Here is a 19,407-nt window from a genome sequence, read left to right on the forward strand (position 1 = left end):
CCAGCCCTGACGCGCGCCTTGCCACCACGCCTTCTGGGGGCAACGCATCTCGCAGATTTAATGTGAACAGGCCCTAGCTCCAGATCACCTCGATCTCGGTATCCAGAAGATAGCCGGCCCCGCGCTCGGTACGCAGCAGGGTCGGATGCTTGGGGTCGGCTTCGAGCTTGCGGCGCAGGCGCAGGATCTGCACATCGATGGCGCGGTCATAGACTTCGTCGAAGGCGCGCGTGCTTTCCAGCAAGTGTTCGCGCGAAATGATGCGGCCCGGAGCGCCCAGGAACGCCACCAGCAGGCTGAATTCGGCATTGGTCAGGCTGACCTGGCGCTGATCCGGCGCAGTCAGCCGGCGCGTATTGAGGTTGAGCTCCCAGCCGGCAAAGCGATAGGCCCGCGGATGCCGGCCGCGCGTCACAGGAGCGGCCGGCGCAGCCTGCGCCGCGGCGCGCCGCAGCACCGCGCGCATGCGTGCCAGCACTTCGCGCGGCGAGAAGGGCTTGGTGATGTAGTCATCCGCGCCCAGTTCCAGGCCCATGACCATGTCGGCCTCCTCATTGCGGCCGGTCACGCAGATGATGGACAAGCCACCCGCAGCCCGCCAGCCGCGCGCCAGTTCGGCGCCATCGACATCGGGCAGACCGAGGTCGAGCAGCACCATGTCGTACTGCGTGGCCTGCACGGCAGCCTGCGCCTGGGCACCAGTGGCGGCGCTGTCCACGATCAGTCCGTGGCCGCTCAGGTAGTCGACCAGCAATTGACGCATGGCCTGGTCATCATCGACGACCAAGATGCGCGGCGGGGGCGTGATGCTCATGGAGAACCTCGTTCGGATGCGCCCAGGGCGTGCAGGACCGCTCGCCGCAGGGCAGGAAGATCATACGGCTTGGCCAGCGATCGCGCTGCCAGCGCCGCCGCCAGGGTGGCCGCTCGCGGCTGGCCGGAACACAGTAGCACGGGCAGGTCGGCACGCAGCGTGCGCATGGCGGCGATGAGCGCATCGCCCTGCATCTGCGGCATGTCCAGATCGGTGATGACGAGATCCACGGCCAGCGGCTCCAGCGTCAATTCCGCCAGCGCCTGCTGCGGGTCGCCGAACACCATGGGGCTGTAGCCCAGGCTGGCGAGCCACTGCGCGCACAGTGCGCGCTGGGGCGCATCGTCATCGATGACGAAGACGCATTCGCCTTGTCCACAGGCACTCGCGCCGGCCGCGCCCGGCGCAGCAGACGGTACGACGCGCTCAGGTACTGCCAGCGGCAGCTCCTGTGCCGGCAGCGGCAACAGCAGGCGAAAGCGCGTCCCCGACGGGGTGCTGCTGACCGCCACGCCACCTTCATGTTCAATGGCGATGCCGGCCACGATGGCCAGCCCCAGACCGGTGCCGCTACCCTTGCCACCGCCCCCGCTGCGGGTGCTGAAGAAGGGCTCGAACAGACGTGCCAGATGTTCCGGGGCGATGCCGGCACCATCGTCCGTCACTTCCAGCCAGACCGCCTGCGGCTGCGGCAGCTCACCGGCCAGCGGCGCTTGCGGCGGCGTGGCTCCGGCATGCAGACTGACTACCACCTGGCTGCGCGCCGCCTGGCTGGCATTGCGGATCAGGTTCAGCGCCAGGCGCGCCAGTTGTCCCGCATGGCCCTGCACGGCCAGCGGTTGTGGCGGCGGCTGGTAGGCAATCACCACGCCCGCTGGACACAGCGGACGGGCCAGCATGACGGCCTCGGCCACCGGATCGCGTACATCAAGCAGGCTGCGCTGACGATCGCCACGGCGACCGGCCAGCAGGATCTGCTCGGTCAGATCGCGGCCACGACGCACGGCCGCCAGAACTTCGCTCAATGGGCGCTGGGCGGGCGCGTCGGCATCGAGCTGCTCCTGGGCCAGTTCCGCATAGCCGCCGGCCGCGCCCAGCACATTGTTGAAATCATGGGCGATGCCGCCGGCCATCATCCCCAGCGCTTCGAAGCGGCGCATCTGTTCCATGCGGGCGGCCAGGACCTGCCGTTCACGCATGGCAACGGCGATGAAGAAAGTCAGCATCGCCAGGCCGGCCAGGTCGACCTGCAGGTTCCAGGTGCTGTCCAGTCCCTCTTGGGTGTAAGGACCGATATCGTAAAGCGTGAACAGCACCGCCATCACGGCTGCCAGGCTGGTCGCCAGGGTGGCGCTGCGCAAACCGCCATACAGCGCGGCACCGGCCAGCGCCAGCGAGAGCAGCACGCGCTGCACCTCGCCCGACCAGCCCAAGCCCGCGCACGCCAGCAGCACGCCGCTCACCGCCAGCGCGCCCAGCAGCGTAATGCGGTCATGGAACAGCGTGCGCCACGCACCGTCTGACCACGTCAGCCAGGCTGGCGTCAACACCAGGATCGCCAGCCCATGCCCCACCAACAGCGTGCGCCATTCGGCCCACCAGCCGCCCGGCATCACATCGGCAGCCAGCGTGGCACCCAGCGCGGCCACCACGGCCACCGCCACCAGCGGCAACAGCAGCAGGAAACGGCCCAGCCTGACCAGCCCGTCGAATTGTCCGTCGCGGCTGACGAAGCGCCACCCCAGCAGCACACAGGCCACAATCTGCACCACGTTGAGCAGCGCAAAGCCGGCATCGACCTGCCACGGCAGGCTGTCGCGATCGCCGACCACCATCATCGCCACGAACACCGCCAGCAGATAAGGGAACCAGTCGCGCGCCGGCTTGCGCCACAGCAGTGCGATCATCAGCGCCGGTGCCGGCGCGGCGATGGGTGCCAGCGTAGTGCTGTCCTGCAGATGGGCAGCGGGACTGGCCAGCAAGGCATAGCCCACGCCGCACGCCAGCGCTGCCAACAGCGTGCGCAGACTGTCGGCGAAGGCGGGGCGGGAGCTTGGGAGATCGGCCATGAGGAACGTGTCAGCTGCGTGAGTAGAGCACGCGCAGGACCACCCGCCGTTCCTCCGCCGGCAACTGCATGACTGCGCGCAGATAGGCAATGGAGGCGTCGCAGGTAGCGTCCGGGTCAGCCTGGCGGCGCAGGGGCGAAGACAGCAATTTCAGTTGTTCCTGGGTCAGCGGCGCGAGTGCCTTGCGCATCACGCGGGTGCGCTCGGCCAGGCTGTAGCGGCCGGCATTGGCCGGATCGGCGTCACGCAGCAGGCGCTGCGTCATCACCTGTTCGCGATTGGCGAATTCCTGCGGCAAGGCCGCTTGCGGCGCCTCGCGCCCGGCCGCCGCCTCCGCGCGCGAACGCGGATAGATCAGCTCGGTGCAGGCCGCCGCGCTGATGCCGCGCAAGGCCACGGCTTCGTCCAGCAGCAATTGCTGGAATTCGGCCAGTGACGCATCAGAGGCAATCGGCAGCAGCCGCCGGCTCAACAGGCCGACCTGCTCGCGGCCTACGGCCAGGATCTCGGCGTCCGACGCGTGCGCCTGTACCTTGGCCCAGGCCAGGTCGATGGTGCGGGCAAAGTCGGCGGGGTGGTAACGGGCCATGATGTCGAACAGCGCCCCCTTCTTGAATTCCGCCTCCAGCACGTCGCGCGAGGTGGCGATGGTGGCCAGTTGCGCGGTCTCGCCGCCCGGTGCCAGACGCGTCAGAACACCTGCCTGCAGCAGCTGGCCCAGCTCCGGATACCAGCTCTGCGCCGCCGGGGTATCGGCAATGCGTTCGATGAAGTCATGCGGCAGACCCAGCTTGCCGTAGGTATCGAAGGTCAGCTTGCGGTCGAAGCTCTTGTTGATGCGATCATCGCCGCCGACCGTATAGAGCGTATGGAAACCGATGTGCGCACGCGGATCCATCGCGCGGTCACGTCCCGCCAGGAAGGCCAGCGTGCAGGAGGAAGAACACTCCTGCTCGACATAGGTATTGAGCCGGCGGCGGCGGATCACCTCGCCCACCAGCTTGCCTTCGCGCACCCAGCCACCGGCCGAATACAGGACCACCGTCTGCACGCCAGGATGCTGCTGCAGGATGGCATCCAGCCCATCGGCCGCGCCGTCGTTCATCCCCCCTTGCAGCAGGACCGACTTGCCATCCACCCGCACCTGGTACACCACCGGTGGCCCGAGCTGTTTGCCCAGGGCGATCTCGAGCTGTTCGCGCACGGAATGCGCGGCCCGCCAGGTACTGGTGACCATGCTGATGGCACCGCACACGATGAGGAACTTGACCACCACCTCGGCCCAGCGCCGTCCGCCGCGTGCCACGTGCTTGCTGGCCGAGCGCCAGCAGCCCCACACGCCCCAGGTCCAGGCCAGGTAGCTGAAGGCGGCGATACCCAGCACGCCGGCCATGCCGTAGCGCGCCGGCATGTCATTGGTCAGCCGCGCCAGTACCGAGATGGCCAGCGCCGGCACCAGCGAAGTCAGGAGGACGGTATGCAGCCAGTAGGAACGGCCCAGCGAATAATCGCCGCGCCAATGACGGCGCAGGAAACTGGCGGGCGGGCTGGAAGGAACGGACGATCGGGTTACTGCCTGGGACACGTGATGCTTTTCCTCGATGCGCTGCCGCGCAGTGCGCACAGCGTCTTCAATGAAGGGAGACTTTATGAAGCCAACAGCATAACCCAGCTTGGCGATGCCGTCGCGCCTTCACCCGCCATGGCCGGGGATACGCGACAGGTCGACCGGGTCGATCTGGCTGGGATGCATGAATTGCTCGGCATACTTTTCGTAGATGCGTTCGCGCACGAACAGGTCGAAGATATCCGGATCGATGTGATTGCGCGCCTTGAAGCCGGCCAGGATATCGACCGCCTCGTTGAGGGTATTGCCGCGCTTGTAGGGACGGTCAGCGGCGGTCACGGCTTCGAAGATGTCGGCCACCGCCATGATGCGCGCCTGCACCGACATCTGCTCGCGCGTCAGTCCCTTGGGATAGCCCTTGCCATCCATGCGCTCGTGGTGGCCACCGGCAAATTCAGTGACGCGGGCCAGTTGCTTGGGCCACGGCAGGGACTCCAGCATCTTGATGGTGATGACGATGTGGTTGTTGATGATGGCGCGTTCGGCATCGTTGAGCGTCCCCGCACGGATGCGCAGGTTGCCGGCCTCTTCCTCATCGAGCAGCTTGCGGATCTGGCCGTCGGGACCGCGCCAGCTGCGTTCGGCGATATCCAGCACGCGCTGCTGGTCTTCGGCGCGCATGCCTTCGTTGCCGTAGTTGATCCTGCGCAGGAAGGCGCGCTCATCCTCCATCTGCAGAAACTCGGCCTGCAGGCCGGCGTCCAGCTCGGCGGAACGCTCCGGCGTGAGCGCGGCACCCAGCGCCAGCTTCTCCTGCAGCACGCGGATCTGGGCATCGCGCTTGAGCACTTCGAATCGGGTATCGATCAGGTGGATGCGATCGAAGATGGTTTCCAGCTTGGTGGCTTTTTCCACGATGTGGCTGGGCGTGCCGATCTTGCCGCAGTCGTGCAGCAGCGCTGCCAGCCACAGTTCGCGACGATCGGCGTCGGTCATGCGGAAATCGGCCAGCGGGCCTTCGGTGGTGTTGTGCGCGGCCTCGGCCAGCATCATGGCCAGTTGCGGTACCTGCTCGCAGTGGCGGCCGGTGTGCGGCGACTTTTCGCCGATGCCGATGTTGATCAGCTTGATCAGGCTTTCGAACAAGTTCTCCAGGCGCGCGATCAACTGCTGGTTGGTCATCGCCATGGCGGCCTGCGAGGCCAGGGCCTCGATGAAGCGCTGGTCGGTCTCCGAGAAGGGGACCGGCACGCCACTGTCGGGATCGATGGCATTGATGAGCTGCAACACCCCCACCAGTTCCCCCTCGTGATCCTGCATCGGCACGGTCAGGATGGACTTCGAGCGGTAGCCATACTTCTCGTCGAACAGGCGCATGCCGTTGAAGTTGAAGCCGCTGGCCTGGTAGACATCGGGAATGTTGACCGACTCCCGGGTGTTGGCCGCATAGGCGGCGACCGCCGCCAGGTTGGGCTGGCCATCGGGGAGCGTCAGGGCGATATCGGGAATCGAGACGGCCCGGCCACTGCTGCCGCCCTGGTGCATCTTGAGGGTCTGGTTGACGGAGATGTCGAAGCGCAGCGCGTCGCCATGGTCGGTGGTGCGGTACAGCGTGCCGCCATCGGCGCGCGTGATGTCGCGAGCGGTGAGCAGGATGCGCTCCAGCAACAGCGGAATGTCGCGCTGGCTGCCCAGCTCGCGACACAGCTCGGTCAGCCGTTCCAGGCGATAGGCAATGTCGCGGTGCTCGCCGGTCGTGGGGGCGAGATCATGCATGCTGGCCGGGACGTTCATGCCGCCCTCTCCCGTCCGCCGCAGTGCAGGCACTGGACGGTCTGGCAGGTGTGGGCTGCTGGGTGGACTGCTGGCAACATGCGACTCCCTGAAGCGTTGGCGGACGGACACGGCGCGATCATTGCGCAAGGGCAATGCCGACGCACTTCTGGCGGATGCTTTTTCGGCATCATCGCGATTCTAGACCGGCAGCGCACGCCGTCTTGCAGCGAGCTTGAGGGGATTTGGCCGCCAATTCTGCGCTTGCCGGCGACCGCAACCGACACCCCGTGGCCGCGACCGCAGTCAGGGATCTCCCGATTGCGCTGATGACCCGTATCCCTTACCATCCACCTATGTTGCATAATTTGCCACATCGTCCGAAAAGCCAGTCCGGAAAGGGGTTTCCGGGCGACAACAAGGTTCCCTCTCAACCCGTGCGGCAGGGCCGGAACCCACAACTCTATGAGCGGCAATCACAATGCGTGTAGAAATCCTGGGCTGCAGTGGGGGCATCGGTGGCAATGGCATGCGCACCACCTCCCTGCTCATCGATGACGACATCCTGATCGACGCCGGTACTGGCGTAGGCGACCTGCCGCTGACGCGGCTGGCGCAGATCGATCACGTCTTCATCACCCATGCGCACCTGGATCACATCGCCTGCCTGCCGCTGATGATCGACAGCGTGGGCGACATGCGCAGCACGCCGCTGACCATGCACGCGACGGCCGCGACCATGGAGATCATCCGCAAGCACATCTTCAACTGGCATATCTGGCCCGACTTCAGCGTCATCCCAACCCCCGAGCAACCCTTCCTGCGCTTTGCCACGGTCGAGCCTGGCCAGCCGGTGCAACTGGGCCAGCGCAGCATCACGCCGCTGCCTGCGGCGCACACGGTGCCGGCGGTCGGCTACCAGCTGCGCAATCATGTGAGCGGGTCGTCACTGGCCTTCAGCGGCGATACCTGTCTCTGCCCGCCGCTGTGGGAAGCGCTCAATCGCATCGGACAATTGCGCTACCTCATCATCGAGGCCGCGTTCGCCAATCGCGACCGTGAACTGGCGCTGCTGTCCAAGCACCTGTGCCCCAGCCTGCTGCTGGAAGAACTGCAACAGCTGCAAGGCCGGCCCGAGGTGCTGGTCACGCACGCCAAACCCGGGCAGCTGGACGAGATCGCCGCCGAGATCAAGGCCGGCAACAGCGCGCACCAGCCGCGCATGCTGGCCACGGGCACCGTGCTCGACTTCTGATCCATCCCGCCCTCAACGACAAAGGCACCGCGCTCCAGAGCCGGTGCCTTTTCTCTTGATCTACCGCCAGCCGCTCCCGCCTTACTGGGTCACGCAGGCATCCAGCTTGGCCGCGCCGATCTTCTGCGTCCCGGTGTTGCCATTGCTGCTGATGGCCGGCGGCATCGTCACTGTCACGCCCTGTGCCGGCGGCACGATCACCGGCGGCTGCGAGATCGAGGGGACGAAGCCGAACTGGCCGGCGCTGTAGAGTTGCGATCCGCTCGGGTTGGTGACCTGGATGGCCCCGGTCACCACATCCACATGCAGGCCATTGGCCGGCGGCTGCCCGCTCGGGGTCGGCACGCCGGCGCAATCGTCCTGGCAGTACAGGGCACCGAAGTGGGTGCCGCGGATGCCGATGGTGGCCGTGGGCGTATCGAAATTGACGGCATCATGATTGCGCTTGCCGACCAGCCCGGTCACCGCCCGCAGCCCGCCCTTGACCAGGCCGATGGCCACGGCATCATTCTTGGGTTCCTTCTCGTCATAGAGGTATTTGCTCACCGCCACCTCGGAACCCGGCCGCAGCACGATCTCGCCGTTGTCGACGAACTTGACGCGGGCATAGGTCTCGCGCTCGGTGATGAGCGTATCGCCTTGCAGGATCGCCGACTTCACCGACAGCACCACGCGTGCACCGTCCGCATGGCGCACGCTGAGCACACCCGACAGATGGGTGACCTGGCCGACCACCGGCTGCGACTGGGCGAAGGCAGATGCCACCGCCAGCAGAAGCAGCAGCGCCAGGGCCAACCCGGCCAGGGGACGCCGGACCGAGGCCGGCGGAGTTTGCTTGAAGGAATTCATGAAGATCACATCATCCGGTTATCAGGTACACATCGGCAGCGGCTTCTTGGCCTGCTTGCGGTCATCGCCTTCGTCGCCAAAGTGGTCCGTCGTACCGCCCACGGTCTGGGTGGCGGTGCCGGTCTGCTGTACGACATTGCCGCTGGTGGCGGGCACGGTATCGGTGAGCTGGGCGTTGTTCAGGCTGGCCTGCAGGTCACGGCTCTGCTGGTTCTGTTGCTGCTGCACGGCCAGCGCGGTCTGGCTGTTGGACGCGCTGCTGCTGGTACTGCTGGAGTTGGAACTGGAACTGGAACTGGAACTGCTGGAGCTGGCCGCTACCGGCGTGCGCGTCCCGTTGGCGTCGACGATGGTGACGCCCTGGGCGTAACCGATCACCTGGCCGGAATCCACCGACAGCAGCGCCACGCCCGGCGGCGAGGTGGAGATATTGGCGTTGATGGTCATCGAATCGCCCGCCGACAGCGTGATGTTGCCGCCAGTGGAAACCAGCACGCCATTGACCGTCAGCGTGTCGTTGCTGCCCGACGAGGCGCTGGCGGTCAGGGTAATGGTTCCGGTGGCGCTGACGCCCCCCGAACCGATGGTCAGCGGGCTGTGCGTGACCACGCTGACCGAACCGTTGCTGCTCTTGAGCTGGCCGGTGCTGTTGATCCCCAAGGTGGCCAGCTTGCTGTCGGTACTGATGGCCGTGCCATTGGCATTGCTGGGCAGGCTGCCGAGGAAGCTGGCGCGGGTGCCGATGGCCGAAGTGACCACACCGCCCGTGTTGTCGATGCTGATGTTGCCGCGCGTGGTGGTCACACCGTTGATGCTGACCGCGCTGGCATCGCTGGTGTTGAGCGCGTTCTTCAACGTGATGTCACCAGTGCCGCTGTTGTTGGCGGCAAAGCCGGCAATCTGGTTGCCGCTGTTGTTGAAGGTGATGCCGCTGCTGGCCGAGGCGATCAATTGCGACTTCACCCGCATCGAGGTGCCGGTGCTCTGGGTAAGGTTGCCATTGGCAGCCTGCAGCACCAGATTGTTGGCGGTGATGTTGCCGATGGCCAGCGAGCCGGTAGCCTGCGACAGCGCGGCATCAGCCAGGGTCAGGTTGCCGCCGGTCTGGCTGAAGGCATCAGCCACGACCAGGCGCGAGCCGACGTTGCCGGTCACGGTGCCGTTGGACACGGTCAGATTGGACAGGCGGACATCGCCGCCCAGGGTCAGGTTGCCGGCGACCAGCTCCGCCGTCATGTTGGACTGGGCGGCATTGGCCAAGGTGACTGTTCCGTTGAGCAGGACCGTCTCGCCGTTGATGAAGTCCGTGCTGCCGATATTGAGCGTGCCGTTTCCGCTGGTGGTGCCATTGAGCACCAGGGCAGCGATGCTGTTGTTCGAGCCACTCATGCGGTTGACGCTGATCGTCCCGTTGTTGCTGGTGCTGTTGCGTACCGTCAGCGTACCGCCGCGCTGGTTGAGCTGGGAACCCGCGGCGATCTGCAGATTGGCGATGGTATCGTCAACACTGTCATGTCTCACGGTCTGGTTGCCCGAGATCACCACGGTATCGATCTGGGTCGGCATGTAGGTGGACACGTTGCCCACGGTCGCGTTGCTGACCCAGTTGTGGCGGTCCTCCCAGCCACCTTCCGAATAGCCGTACTGCTGATAAGTGAAGGTCTCGGCACCGCGCAGGGAGAGGTTCGCCAGGCCGTTGTCACCGTAGACCGCCTTGAACATTTTCTCCTGTCCGCCCGCCGTGACGATATCCCCGGTCACGGAGCGGAAGTAGCCAGTCGGTGACGAAGTACCGCTGATGTTGATGGCATTGATGCTCACTTCGCCAGCGGGTGAGTAGCCGCCCAGCAGACGAGTCTTGAGGCTGCCGTCCAGCCTGGTCGAAGAGAATCCGGTCAATTCGATCACGTCATAACTGCCGTCGCTGGCACCTGCGATATCGATCAGCATTTTTCCGGTATCGCCCTGGCTGAAGCTGGCATCGCTGGGGTCGCCGGTTGCCCGCAAAGCCAGACGCCCCACTGTCCCGTCGCCACCCGGTGCGAGGATACCGTCATTGGTAAACGACCCACTGACCGACAACGTACCATTGCCCGACATGGTCCCGTTGGCCTCGTTGCGGATGTAGCTCGCGCTGACATTGCCGCCGGCCATCGTCAGGGTGCCATAGTTGCTCACACTGGCATTGCCGGTGACGTTCAACACGGCAGCGTCACCATTGAGTACCAGCGTGGCATTGGCATTGTTGGTCACATCACCACTGGAGTTGACGCGACCGCTGATGTTGAGCGTACCGTTGTTGGTGATGCCATCGCTACCGACCCACAATCTGCCCTCACCGTTGGAGGCGACACTGACGGTACCGTTGTTGGTGAGCGAACTGATATTGCCCCCGCCGCCGTTGAGCGTGAGCGTTCCGGCGCTGTTGACGCGCACTGCTGCGGCGTAGAGGTTGCCGCTGCCAAGGTTGACCGTGCCATTGTTGATGAGCAGATCCCCGTTACCGGAATCATCGGTCACCGTCAGCGAGCCACCATTGAGCACGATCCGCGCGCCATTGTCGATGGTACTCAGATTGCGCGGCTTGATCGCGTCCATGATGCGGGCTTCCGAGAAACTCTCTTGCGATGACTGCACATAGCCGCTGTTGAGGGTCAGCCCAAGCCGTCCGCTCTCGCTGATGATGTTGGCCCGGATGCTGATGTTGTTGGCGGAGTTGAGCGTCAGTGTGCTGTCCGCGCCGCCGCTCTTGGTGATGTTGGCGGAGACGGTGATGTTGCCGCCCACGCCATCGCTATCGCCGGTGGTCAGGCTGACGCTGACACCATTGCTGAGCTGATTGGAAATGGTCGCCGCCGAAATCGTCGCGCCACTATCGGTGGAGGTGACCGCGTAGGACGAACAGCCATCGAAGCTGACGTTCGTTGTGGTGTTGGGCACCACCTCCAGATCATGCGGATCGATGAGCCAGGTCCCGCCCGTCCCGACCTTCGGCACCTTCACCACATCCAGCCGTTTCAGCCCGGAGGTATCCACAAATCCACCCTGCCCTGGCGCGCCCAGCGCCGACACATCGCCATCGATGAAGGCGGCATTGGCGGCATACAGCGTGACATTGCCGCCCTTGGTGCCATCGGCACTGATGCTGGAACTGGCCGTGGTGGTCAGGTTGCCCGAGGCGCGCAGGAAGATGCGTCCGCCCTCGCGTACCACGCTGGAGGCATTGATGACCCCGCCATTCGTGATGAGGCCCGCCGCCACGCCGATGCGCCCGGCTTCGGCGGTGATGGTGCCGAGGTTGGTGACGTTGCCGGCACTGCCGGTCACGTTCACGGTCACGCCCGGGGTGGCGGTATCGGCCAGCGTCACGGTCTGGCCGGCTGCGAGGATGACCTCGCCCTGCGGGCTGGTGATGATGCCGCTGTTGGACACGCTGCCGCCAATCAGGTAGACGCTGCCGCCGGTGGCCGAACTGATCTTGCCCTGGTTGTCCACCAGGCCGGCATTGCCGTCCTTGATGAAATTGAGACGGCCGGCCAGGAAGTCGTTGTCGCTGATGGCCAGGGAGGTCGCGATGAAGCGGGCGGCATCCACCGTACCGCCGGGGCCGATCACCACGCCATTGGGGTTGTACAGCACCACCGTGCCATTGGCCGAGAGCTTGCCGTAGATCTGCGAGATGTCGGCACCGGTTACCTTGGCCAGCAAGGCGGCGGACGAACTCGGCTGGGCCACGTTGACCGCCGCATCTGCACCGATGCTGAACGAGGCGAAGCGGGCAATGGCCTGCGGCGACAACTGGTTGATGTTGAGCGTGTTGCCGTTCTGGCTGAAGCTGAGATTGCCATTGGCCACGCTCCAGCCGGTGGGCAAGGTACCGGGCGCAGGCGCGGCGGCCAGCGCCGGGGCCTGCCACGCGCCACACACGGCGGCGGCGGCCAGCGACAGCCGCAACCCGGGCGCGAGCGCCCGCTTCCACGCACGCTGCAACAGACGCGACAGCAGCAGCGGCAAGGGCTTGCGCGCGCGCCAGGAAAGCGTCAGGCGGCGCTTGCCGACGCGTACCGTGATCGAGGGCGGCAGCAGTTCGATGGCCGGCGGAACCGGGGCTGGTGCGGGAGTGGATGGTGATGTCATGTCAGAACCCCAGGATGGCACTCAGGTGGGCGTTGAGATCGCCCCGCTGTTCGGTGACGGAATTGCCGTTGAGCAGAACCCGCGCCACATCCAGGCGCAAGCTGAAGTCACGTCCCAGCGTATAGCGCAGCCCGGCGCCGAAGCTGGCCAGCGTGAGCGTCGACGGCACCGTCGACGCCGCGGTCACGTTGTTGTTGGCACCGCGCGCGGCATCGAAAAAACCCAGCAGACGCAGGTTGCCGCGCGCCTCGCTCTTGACCAGCAGATCCGGGGTATACAGTTCGGCATTGACCACCGCACCGCTGTCGGCGGCCACCGCGCGCTCGGTGAAGCCGCGCACGGTATTGGCCCCGGCCAGACCGAACTGTTCCACCGGCGGCAGCGCATGGGGAGAGACCTGCAAGCTGCTGGCCAGGCGTACCTGCCAGTCATTCTGGAAGACCTTGAACCAGCTTGCACCGCCCCGCACGATGATGAAATTGTCCATCGACTGGCGCGAACCGGTGAAAAGCGAATAACGGTCCGTCACCTGCAGCGCGTCGTTGCGGCGCGCCTCGCCGGTGGCCATGTTGCGGGCGATGCCAAGGTTGTAGTCCAGCACCTGTCCCACGCCCTGTTGCTGGGCGCTGTAGCTCACCGACAGCGGCAATGTGGAATACGGCAGGCAGGTATTGAGCGAAGCGCCACTGAGCAGGCCGCCATTGATGTTGCAGCTGGAATCGACCTTCTTGTAGTCGGCACCGAAGACCAGCTTGCTGCTCCACTCGCCGCTGCGGGCAAAGTAGTGGTTCCAGCGCAGCGCGTAGATTTCGCCGCGGCCGGTGATGTTGAGCGTGGAGTTGACGGCCAGGGTCTGGCCCGAGGTGACGTTGGATTTGCCGTAGATGAAATCGAGGCTGTCGCCCAGCCCATACATGGGCAGACGATAACCCAGCGAATACAGGTCGACCTTGGCGCCCGAGGGACTGTCGGGCGAGGTGGTGTAGGCCACCGTGGCCACATGGTCGCGGTTGAACAGGTTGGAGTGCTGCACGGCCACCCCGGTACGCCATTGCCCGGTATCCCGGTTGCCGCTGTTGTCGACGTTGAGCATCACGCGCAGGGGATTGTCATCCTTGACCGTGATGGCCGCATCGATCTGGTTGGTGGATTCGGAGGCGGTGAGCGTGACGTTGACCTGCTTGGCCGGGTTGTCGTTGGCCAGTTGCACCGATTCGGAAATGCGCCGCAGGTTGGGGGCACTGCCCTCCACCAGTTGCGGAATGCTGGCGCGGATGTTCTGCTCGCTGAAATGGCGGTTGTCGCTCACCACCACCTTGCCCACCACCGTCTCGACCACCTGCAGGCGCACTACGCCGCCGGTCAGCTCCTGCTCCGGCACGCTGACCTGCACGGCGGTATACCCGGCACTGCGATAGGCGTTCTCCAGGGCTTCCAGCGCCTGCTGGATGTCGCCATAGACGCGGCCGGGGCCGCGGAAAGGCGTGACCGCTTCGTCGACCCTGGCCTGGGTCAGCAAGGTGTTGCCCTCCACCGCGAAGCGCGTGATGTCGAATCGTTCGTCGTTGCGGACTGGCGCGCTGCCCGCCGCCACGGCTGAAGCCTGTGGTGCCGGCTGCGGCTGCGCCCACGCGGCGACGGCGCTGCCCAGCAGCGCCATCCCCATCAGAGAATGCCCAAAGCATCGTTTCATCGTCTCTGTGACCCGCCCCCCGGCGAGCCCTCCCAGTTTTCTTGTTGCGCAGCGCGGCGGCAAGCCACGCTGTCACTGCCACCCTCCCATCCGGCCAGCCGCCTGCACTGACGTCAGCACATGGATCGCGCGGACGCAATGCGTGGCCGGCACGCAGGTACCCGGACCACGGAAGCGAACAACAAGACGAAAAGGAACCCCTGAAGCAGATGCGCCCGGACACCGATATTCCACTTCTTGGAGGAGGGATCAATCGCGTCCGGCAGCGACGCCGCCTTGCCAGGCAACATCACTCTTGATGCTTGTAAAGTATACTGACTAGTCCTGACCGCGTCGACAAGAATCGCTGAAAAACCGCTTCCAGCGGGCGTTTGCGGCTGATTGCACAGCACTTGATTGCCACTCGGAAATGATTTGCGGTTTCAGCATGCAAAGATTTTCGTGAAGTGCCAGCGGATGAGAACGTTTGTGCAAAACACGTCACGCGGCGATCACACCGCGCTGATTTCCCCAGGGAAAATGCGGCGGACTGACCAGGTCTTTTTATTTGGTATCGAAGGTCGTCACGCCATCCCAATCGGCCGGCGGCGGCGACTGGCGATAGTGCGCAATACGCTCCAGGTAGAGCGCATAAAGTCCCCGCGCGTGCGCGGCCTGCAGCGCTTCGATGGCAGCCTGCGCCTCCTCCCAGCGCAGCGCGCGCACCAGCGCCAGCGCCGCATGCCATTGCTCGACTTCCGCGCGCAGCCCGGCATCGAGTTCGCTCTCGATGGCCAGCGGTTCGAAGATCGGCACGGGTTCGTTCTTGCCCTTCACCCGCACCCGGTCCAATTCGCGATAGGCGAACTGCGGCGCGGCCTGGCGCGTGGCATCCCCGACCATCACCCCCACCCCGTAGACCTTGGTGATCGACTCCAGGCGCGAGGACAAATTGACCGCATCGCCCATCACCGTATAGGCCTTGCGGATGCGCGAGCCCATGTCGCCCACGCGCATCTGGCCGCTGTTCAACCCGATGCCGATCTTCAGCGGCGGCCAGTTGCGGCGCGTGAATTCCTCGTTGAGCAGCAGCGTGGTCTGCTGCATCTTCAATGCCGTGGCCACCGCGCGGGCGGCGTGATCGGGCACATCCAGGGGCGCGCCCCAGAAGGCCATCACGGCGTCGCCGATGTACTTGTCGAGCGTGCCGCGATTGCCACGGATATCTTCGGACATGGCGGTGAGATACATGTTGATGTATTCACGCAGCTCGTTGGGCTGCAGGCTTTCGGAGATGGTGGTGAACCCGCGCACGTCGGAAAACATCACGGTCAGTTCGCGGATCTCGCCTTCCATGTTGTAGCTGGCCGGATTGGCCGCCATTTCGGCCACCAGTTCGGGAGCCACGTATTCGCCGAACAGGTTGACGATGGCCTTGCGGTTGCGATATTCGAACAGGTAGCCCCAGGCCAGATTGCTGATGAACAGCAGCGCCACCAGCAGCAGCGACGACGCCAGCGGCAGCACCAGGCCGGCGCTGTCATAGAGCCAGTAGTTGAGTCCACCCAAAGCGGCCGCCGTCCCCAGCGACAGCAGCACCGAGGCCAGCGGCCCCAGCGCGGGCAACATCAAACCCAGCAGCAGGCCGGCCAGCGCCACCTGCAGGCCGTCATAGCCCGCCGCGAAATCGGGGCGGGTCTTGAAATCATCATCGATGATGGATGCGATCAGGTTGGCGTGGATCTCCACCCCGGGATAGACCGGACTGACGGGCGTGGCCCGCAGGTCGTTCAGGCCAGGCACGGTGGTCCCGACCAGCATGATGCGGCCATCCAGCTTGTCGTGCGGATAGGTGCCACGGATCACGTCCACTGCCGGTACATAACGATAGGCACCGCCCTGCGGACCGCCACGCCCGCGATAGGTCACCAGCGTGGTCAGCCCGCGCTCCACCGGAATGATCAGCGGCTGCGGACGCGCTTCCACGGCGATGGCGGCGAGCGCGTCGTAGGTCTCCTTCTGGTTCCCCAGCAGTCCATCCGCGCCGGTCAGGAAGACCGGCTTGATGCGCTTGCCATCGACCGCCACCCGGGCCGTCGCCAGGGCCAGCGACTCGTAGAAGTTGTCGCCATGCCGCGCCAGCAGCGAAACCGTGCGAATCAGCCCGTCATCATCGGGCACCGGATTGAAGAAGCCGCCGGCACGCGCTGCCGCTTGCAGCTGCGGCAGGTTGGCACCATAGGCGCGCCAGCGTACCACCTCCACATCGCGCCCGCCCAACGCGGCCACGCTGAAGGCGGGCGGCGGCAACTGCCCCTTGATCACGGCCCCGCCCTCATTGGAGAAGGCATAGCCCATCACCACCGGCTGGCCCTGCAGGGCAGCGGCCAGGCGTGCGTCGTAATCCATCTGCGGCTTGAGCAGGCGCAATTGCTGTGCCAGTTGCGGCACGTCCTTCAACGGTCCGCGCGCCAGGTCTTCCAGACGGCCATAGCCGGAGGTGGTGTCGGGCTCGGCGAAGACCACGTCGAAACCGACCGACTGCGCCTGGTAGGCCTGCGTCATCTGCTCCACCAGCTTGGCCACCAGGTCGCGGCTCCAGGGCCAGCGGCCCAGCTCGTTGATGCTGCGCTCGTCGATATCGACGATGACGATGCGCGGATCCAGTGCCGGTTTGGCCACGCGCATGCGCAAGTCATAGAAGAACAGGTCCATGCGCTCGACCACGCGATTGGGCAGCAGGCCCACCACCACCGCCTCGGCCAGGCCGATCAGCAACAGCGCCAGCAGCCAGCGCGCCCAGTACTTGGCGAAGGCGGTACGCAAACGACGCAACATGGACTTTTCCCCCGATTCCCTTTTTGATTGGCTGCGATCATGCCACCAGTTGCCCGTGCCCACAATCGGCGCGCCCCGCCGGACGTTGCCACACAGCATGACTGCATGAATAGAGGAAATAAACCGGGCGCGATGAACCGATGCCCAAAATGCGTTCTAATGATTTCCCGCTACCGATGAAGGAGTCCCGCATGCAGCCCATTCCAATGATCACCCTGCGCAATGGCGCGCAAGTCCCGGCACTTGGCCAGGGCACCTGGAACATGGGCGAGTCCGCCGCGGCCGCCAGCGCCGAGGTACGCGCCCTGCAGGCCGGCATCGACCTGGGCATGACGCTGATCGATACCGCCGAGATGTATGCCGATGGCCAGTCCGAACGCGTGGTCGGCAAAGCCATCGCCGGCCGCCGCGAACAGGTCTATCTGGTCAGCAAGGTGTTGCCGCACAACGCCAGCGAGCGCGGCACCATCGCCGCCTGCGAGGCCAGCCTCAAGCGCCTGGGCACCGACCACCTGGACCTCTACCTGCTGCACTGGCGCGGATCGCATCCGCTGTCGGCCACCATCGCGGGCATGGAGACCCTGATGGCGCAGGGAAAAATTCGCGGATGGGGCGTCAGCAATCTCGACACCGACGACATGGACGAGCTGGCCGATGCGCCCGGTGGCGAGCAGGTGCTGTGCAACCAGGTGCTGTACAACCTCTCGCGCCGGGGAATCGAATATGACCTGCTGCCGCAGGCCGAACAAAGCGGCGTGGCCGTGATGGCCTATTCGCCCATCGAGCAAGGACGCATCCTCAAGCAGGCGGCCCTGAAGGCGGTCGCGCAGCGCCACGGCGTGACACCGGCGCAGGTGGCGCTGGCATGGGTGTTGCGGCGTCCGGGGGTGATCGCCATTCCCAAGGCGGCCGATGTCGCCCACGTGGAGGCCAACCGGGCCTGCCTGGCGCTGCATCTGAACGAAAATGACTACAGTGAGCTGGACGCGGCCTTTCCACCGCCACGGCGCAAGCAGCCGCTGGCGATGCTATGAAAATGTCGCACCAAACCTGCCGTTCGACCTGAGTAGCCGCAGCGCGGCGTATCGAAGGCGCACCTGCCTTGTTACCGTAGCCACGCCTTCGATACGACCCTCGCGGGTCTACTCAGGACGAACGGTGGGTGATGCCGCAATCAACGGCTTCAAGATTCAGGCGGCTGCTTCCATGGCTTGCAAGGCCTTTAGCAAGTAGCGCACGGCTGCCGGAATCGGCGCGATCACCGGCACCGAAAACCGCTGCGCCAGTGCCATCGCCGCCTGCCCCAACGGACCGCCGCCAATCACCACCGCCTCGGCACCATCGCGCTCCACGCAGGCGCGCACGGCTTGCGCCAATGCCTCTTCCAGTGCCTGCGGATCGGCCGCCAGCGCGCGCGGATCACCGGCGGTCAGGCGGATACCGGTGTAGAGCGCACCGACACCCGCCTGCTGCGCTTTTTCACCAATCACATCAGCCAGCTCCGGCGTGACGGTGGCCACACCGAAGCGGCGGCCTCCGTCGGCTGCTTCCAGCATCGACGCTTCACACAGCCCGGCGACGGGCCGGCCATCGAGCGCACGCAGGCGCTCAATGCCAGGATCGCCAAAGGCGCTGATGATGCACCCGACGCTGTGCCGTCCGCCTTCGCGCCAGTTGCGCTCGACCTCCGCTCCCGCCGCCGCCAGTTCCACGGCATTGACGATCATCTCCGGCCCCTGCCGCGCGCTCACGCCGCTGAGGGCGTATCCCGACGGCATCGAGGCGCGGGCAATGGCCACCATCATCTCGGTGGTGGCCTGGGAGGAATTGGGATTGATCAACAGGATATGCGGCATGCCAGACTCATGAAAAAGGAAATCAACTGCGTGCAACGACCCCCGGCACCACTGCCTCCGGCGCAGTCTCCTCCAACGGTGCATCGGGCGACTTGCCATAGGTCTCGGGCACGGTGCGGATGGCCACCGTGAAGATGCCGTACATGGCGGCGATCATGCCGAACACGCCCGCCAGCCCGAAGGCATCGAACAGGCGACCGGCCACCAGCGGCATCAGGGCACCCGCCGCCGTGCCGGTGGCGAGGATGAAAGCGGTGCCGAAGGCGCGCACGCGGGTCGGATACAGCTCGGGCGCGAAGATCCAGATGGTGGTGTTGAGCAGCAGCACGAAGAACTGGAACACTGCACCCGCCGCCAGGATCAGCACGATGCTCTTGGCCAGGAAGCCGATGGCCAGCGCCGCCAGGCAGGCGCAGATCGCACCGGCGGTCAGCACGCGCTTGCGCGGCAGATGGAATCCGAACACCGAAGCGGCAATCGCCCCCAGCAGGCTGCCGCTCTGCATGACCATGGTGAACAGCAGGCTCTTGGAGATGGTGTAGCCCAGGCTCACCAGAATGGTCGGCATGAGCGTGAG

At 65.4% G+C, this 19,407-nt stretch carries 12 protein-coding genes; 2 read left to right on the forward strand and 10 right to left on the reverse strand.

Annotation, left to right across the window (positions count from 1 at the left end; translation table 11 throughout):
• Positions 1-73: 73 nt before the first annotated feature.
• The 4 genes from B3873_RS05220 to B3873_RS05235 form a co-directional block, all read right to left on the reverse strand.
• Positions 74-814 carry a response regulator gene (locus B3873_RS05220; protein ID WP_121042495.1) on the reverse strand — a complete coding sequence of 247 codons (741 nt, stop codon included), beginning with the start codon at positions 812-814 and terminating at the stop codon, positions 74-76.
• A complete protein-coding gene (locus B3873_RS05225) occupies positions 811-2,883 on the reverse strand; it encodes an ATP-binding protein (RefSeq protein ID WP_286864430.1) in 2,073 nt (690 codons plus the stop codon). Before B3873_RS05225 ends, B3873_RS05220 begins: the two co-directional genes overlap by 4 nt.
• 10 nt (positions 2,884-2,893) lie before the next feature.
• Positions 2,894-4,468: a hypothetical protein gene (locus B3873_RS05230; protein ID WP_286864431.1), complete on the reverse strand. Its 1,575-nt coding sequence runs from the start codon at positions 4,466-4,468 to the stop codon at positions 2,894-2,896.
• Between the two features lie 108 nt (positions 4,469-4,576).
• Positions 4,577-6,244, reverse strand: a complete 1,668-nt coding sequence (locus tag B3873_RS05235) for an HD-GYP domain-containing protein (protein ID WP_039787688.1) — start codon at positions 6,242-6,244, stop codon at positions 4,577-4,579.
• Positions 6,245-6,704: 460 nt separating this feature from the next.
• Between B3873_RS05235 and B3873_RS05240 the strand changes: the two genes are divergently transcribed.
• Complete coding sequence (locus tag B3873_RS05240; protein ID WP_209533744.1) at positions 6,705-7,478, forward strand: 3',5'-cyclic-nucleotide phosphodiesterase; 774 nt, start codon at positions 6,705-6,707, stop codon at positions 7,476-7,478.
• Between the two features lie 81 nt (positions 7,479-7,559).
• On the opposite strand, the gene B3873_RS05245 is transcribed toward B3873_RS05240, so the two are convergent.
• The 4 genes from B3873_RS05245 to B3873_RS05260 all read right to left on the reverse strand — a co-directional run bounded on the left by B3873_RS05245 (position 7,560) and on the right by B3873_RS05260 (position 16,974).
• The gene (locus B3873_RS05245) at positions 7,560-8,327 is read right to left on the reverse strand and encodes a FecR family protein (RefSeq protein WP_209533745.1); all 768 of its coding nucleotides are present in this window, start codon (positions 8,325-8,327) and stop codon (positions 7,560-7,562) included.
• Positions 8,328-8,348: 21 nt separating this feature from the next.
• A complete protein-coding gene (locus tag B3873_RS05250) occupies positions 8,349-12,464 on the reverse strand; it encodes a beta strand repeat-containing protein (protein ID WP_286864434.1) in 4,116 nt (1,371 codons plus the stop codon).
• 1 nt (position 12,465) lies between these two features.
• Positions 12,466-14,157, reverse strand: a complete 1,692-nt coding sequence (locus tag B3873_RS05255; protein ID WP_286864436.1) for a ShlB/FhaC/HecB family hemolysin secretion/activation protein — start codon at positions 14,155-14,157, stop codon at positions 12,466-12,468.
• Between the two features lie 543 nt (positions 14,158-14,700).
• On the reverse strand, positions 14,701-16,974 hold the full coding sequence (locus B3873_RS05260) for a CHASE2 domain-containing protein (RefSeq protein ID WP_286864438.1): 2,274 nt from the start codon (positions 16,972-16,974) through the stop codon (positions 14,701-14,703).
• A 191-nt stretch (positions 16,975-17,165) separates the two neighbouring features.
• On the opposite strand from B3873_RS05260, the gene B3873_RS05265 reads away from it, so the two are divergent.
• Positions 17,166-18,008 carry an aldo/keto reductase gene (locus tag B3873_RS05265; RefSeq protein ID WP_204726203.1) on the forward strand — a complete coding sequence of 281 codons (843 nt, stop codon included), beginning with the start codon at positions 17,166-17,168 and terminating at the stop codon, positions 18,006-18,008.
• 156 nt (positions 18,009-18,164) lie between these two features.
• On the opposite strand, the gene B3873_RS05270 is transcribed toward B3873_RS05265, so the two are convergent.
• Both B3873_RS05270 and B3873_RS05275 read right to left on the reverse strand, forming a co-directional pair.
• Positions 18,165-18,830: an aspartate/glutamate racemase family protein gene (locus B3873_RS05270; protein WP_286864439.1), complete on the reverse strand. Its 666-nt coding sequence runs from the start codon at positions 18,828-18,830 to the stop codon at positions 18,165-18,167.
• Between the two features lie 22 nt (positions 18,831-18,852).
• Positions 18,853-19,407: MFS transporter (locus B3873_RS05275; protein WP_286864441.1), on the reverse strand; the 555-nt coding region annotated here is incomplete at its 5' end.

It is taken from the genome of Herbaspirillum sp. UBA812 (assembly GCF_002296545.1).
Lineage (GTDB): Bacteria > Pseudomonadota > Gammaproteobacteria > Burkholderiales > Burkholderiaceae_D > Herbaspirillum > Herbaspirillum huttiense.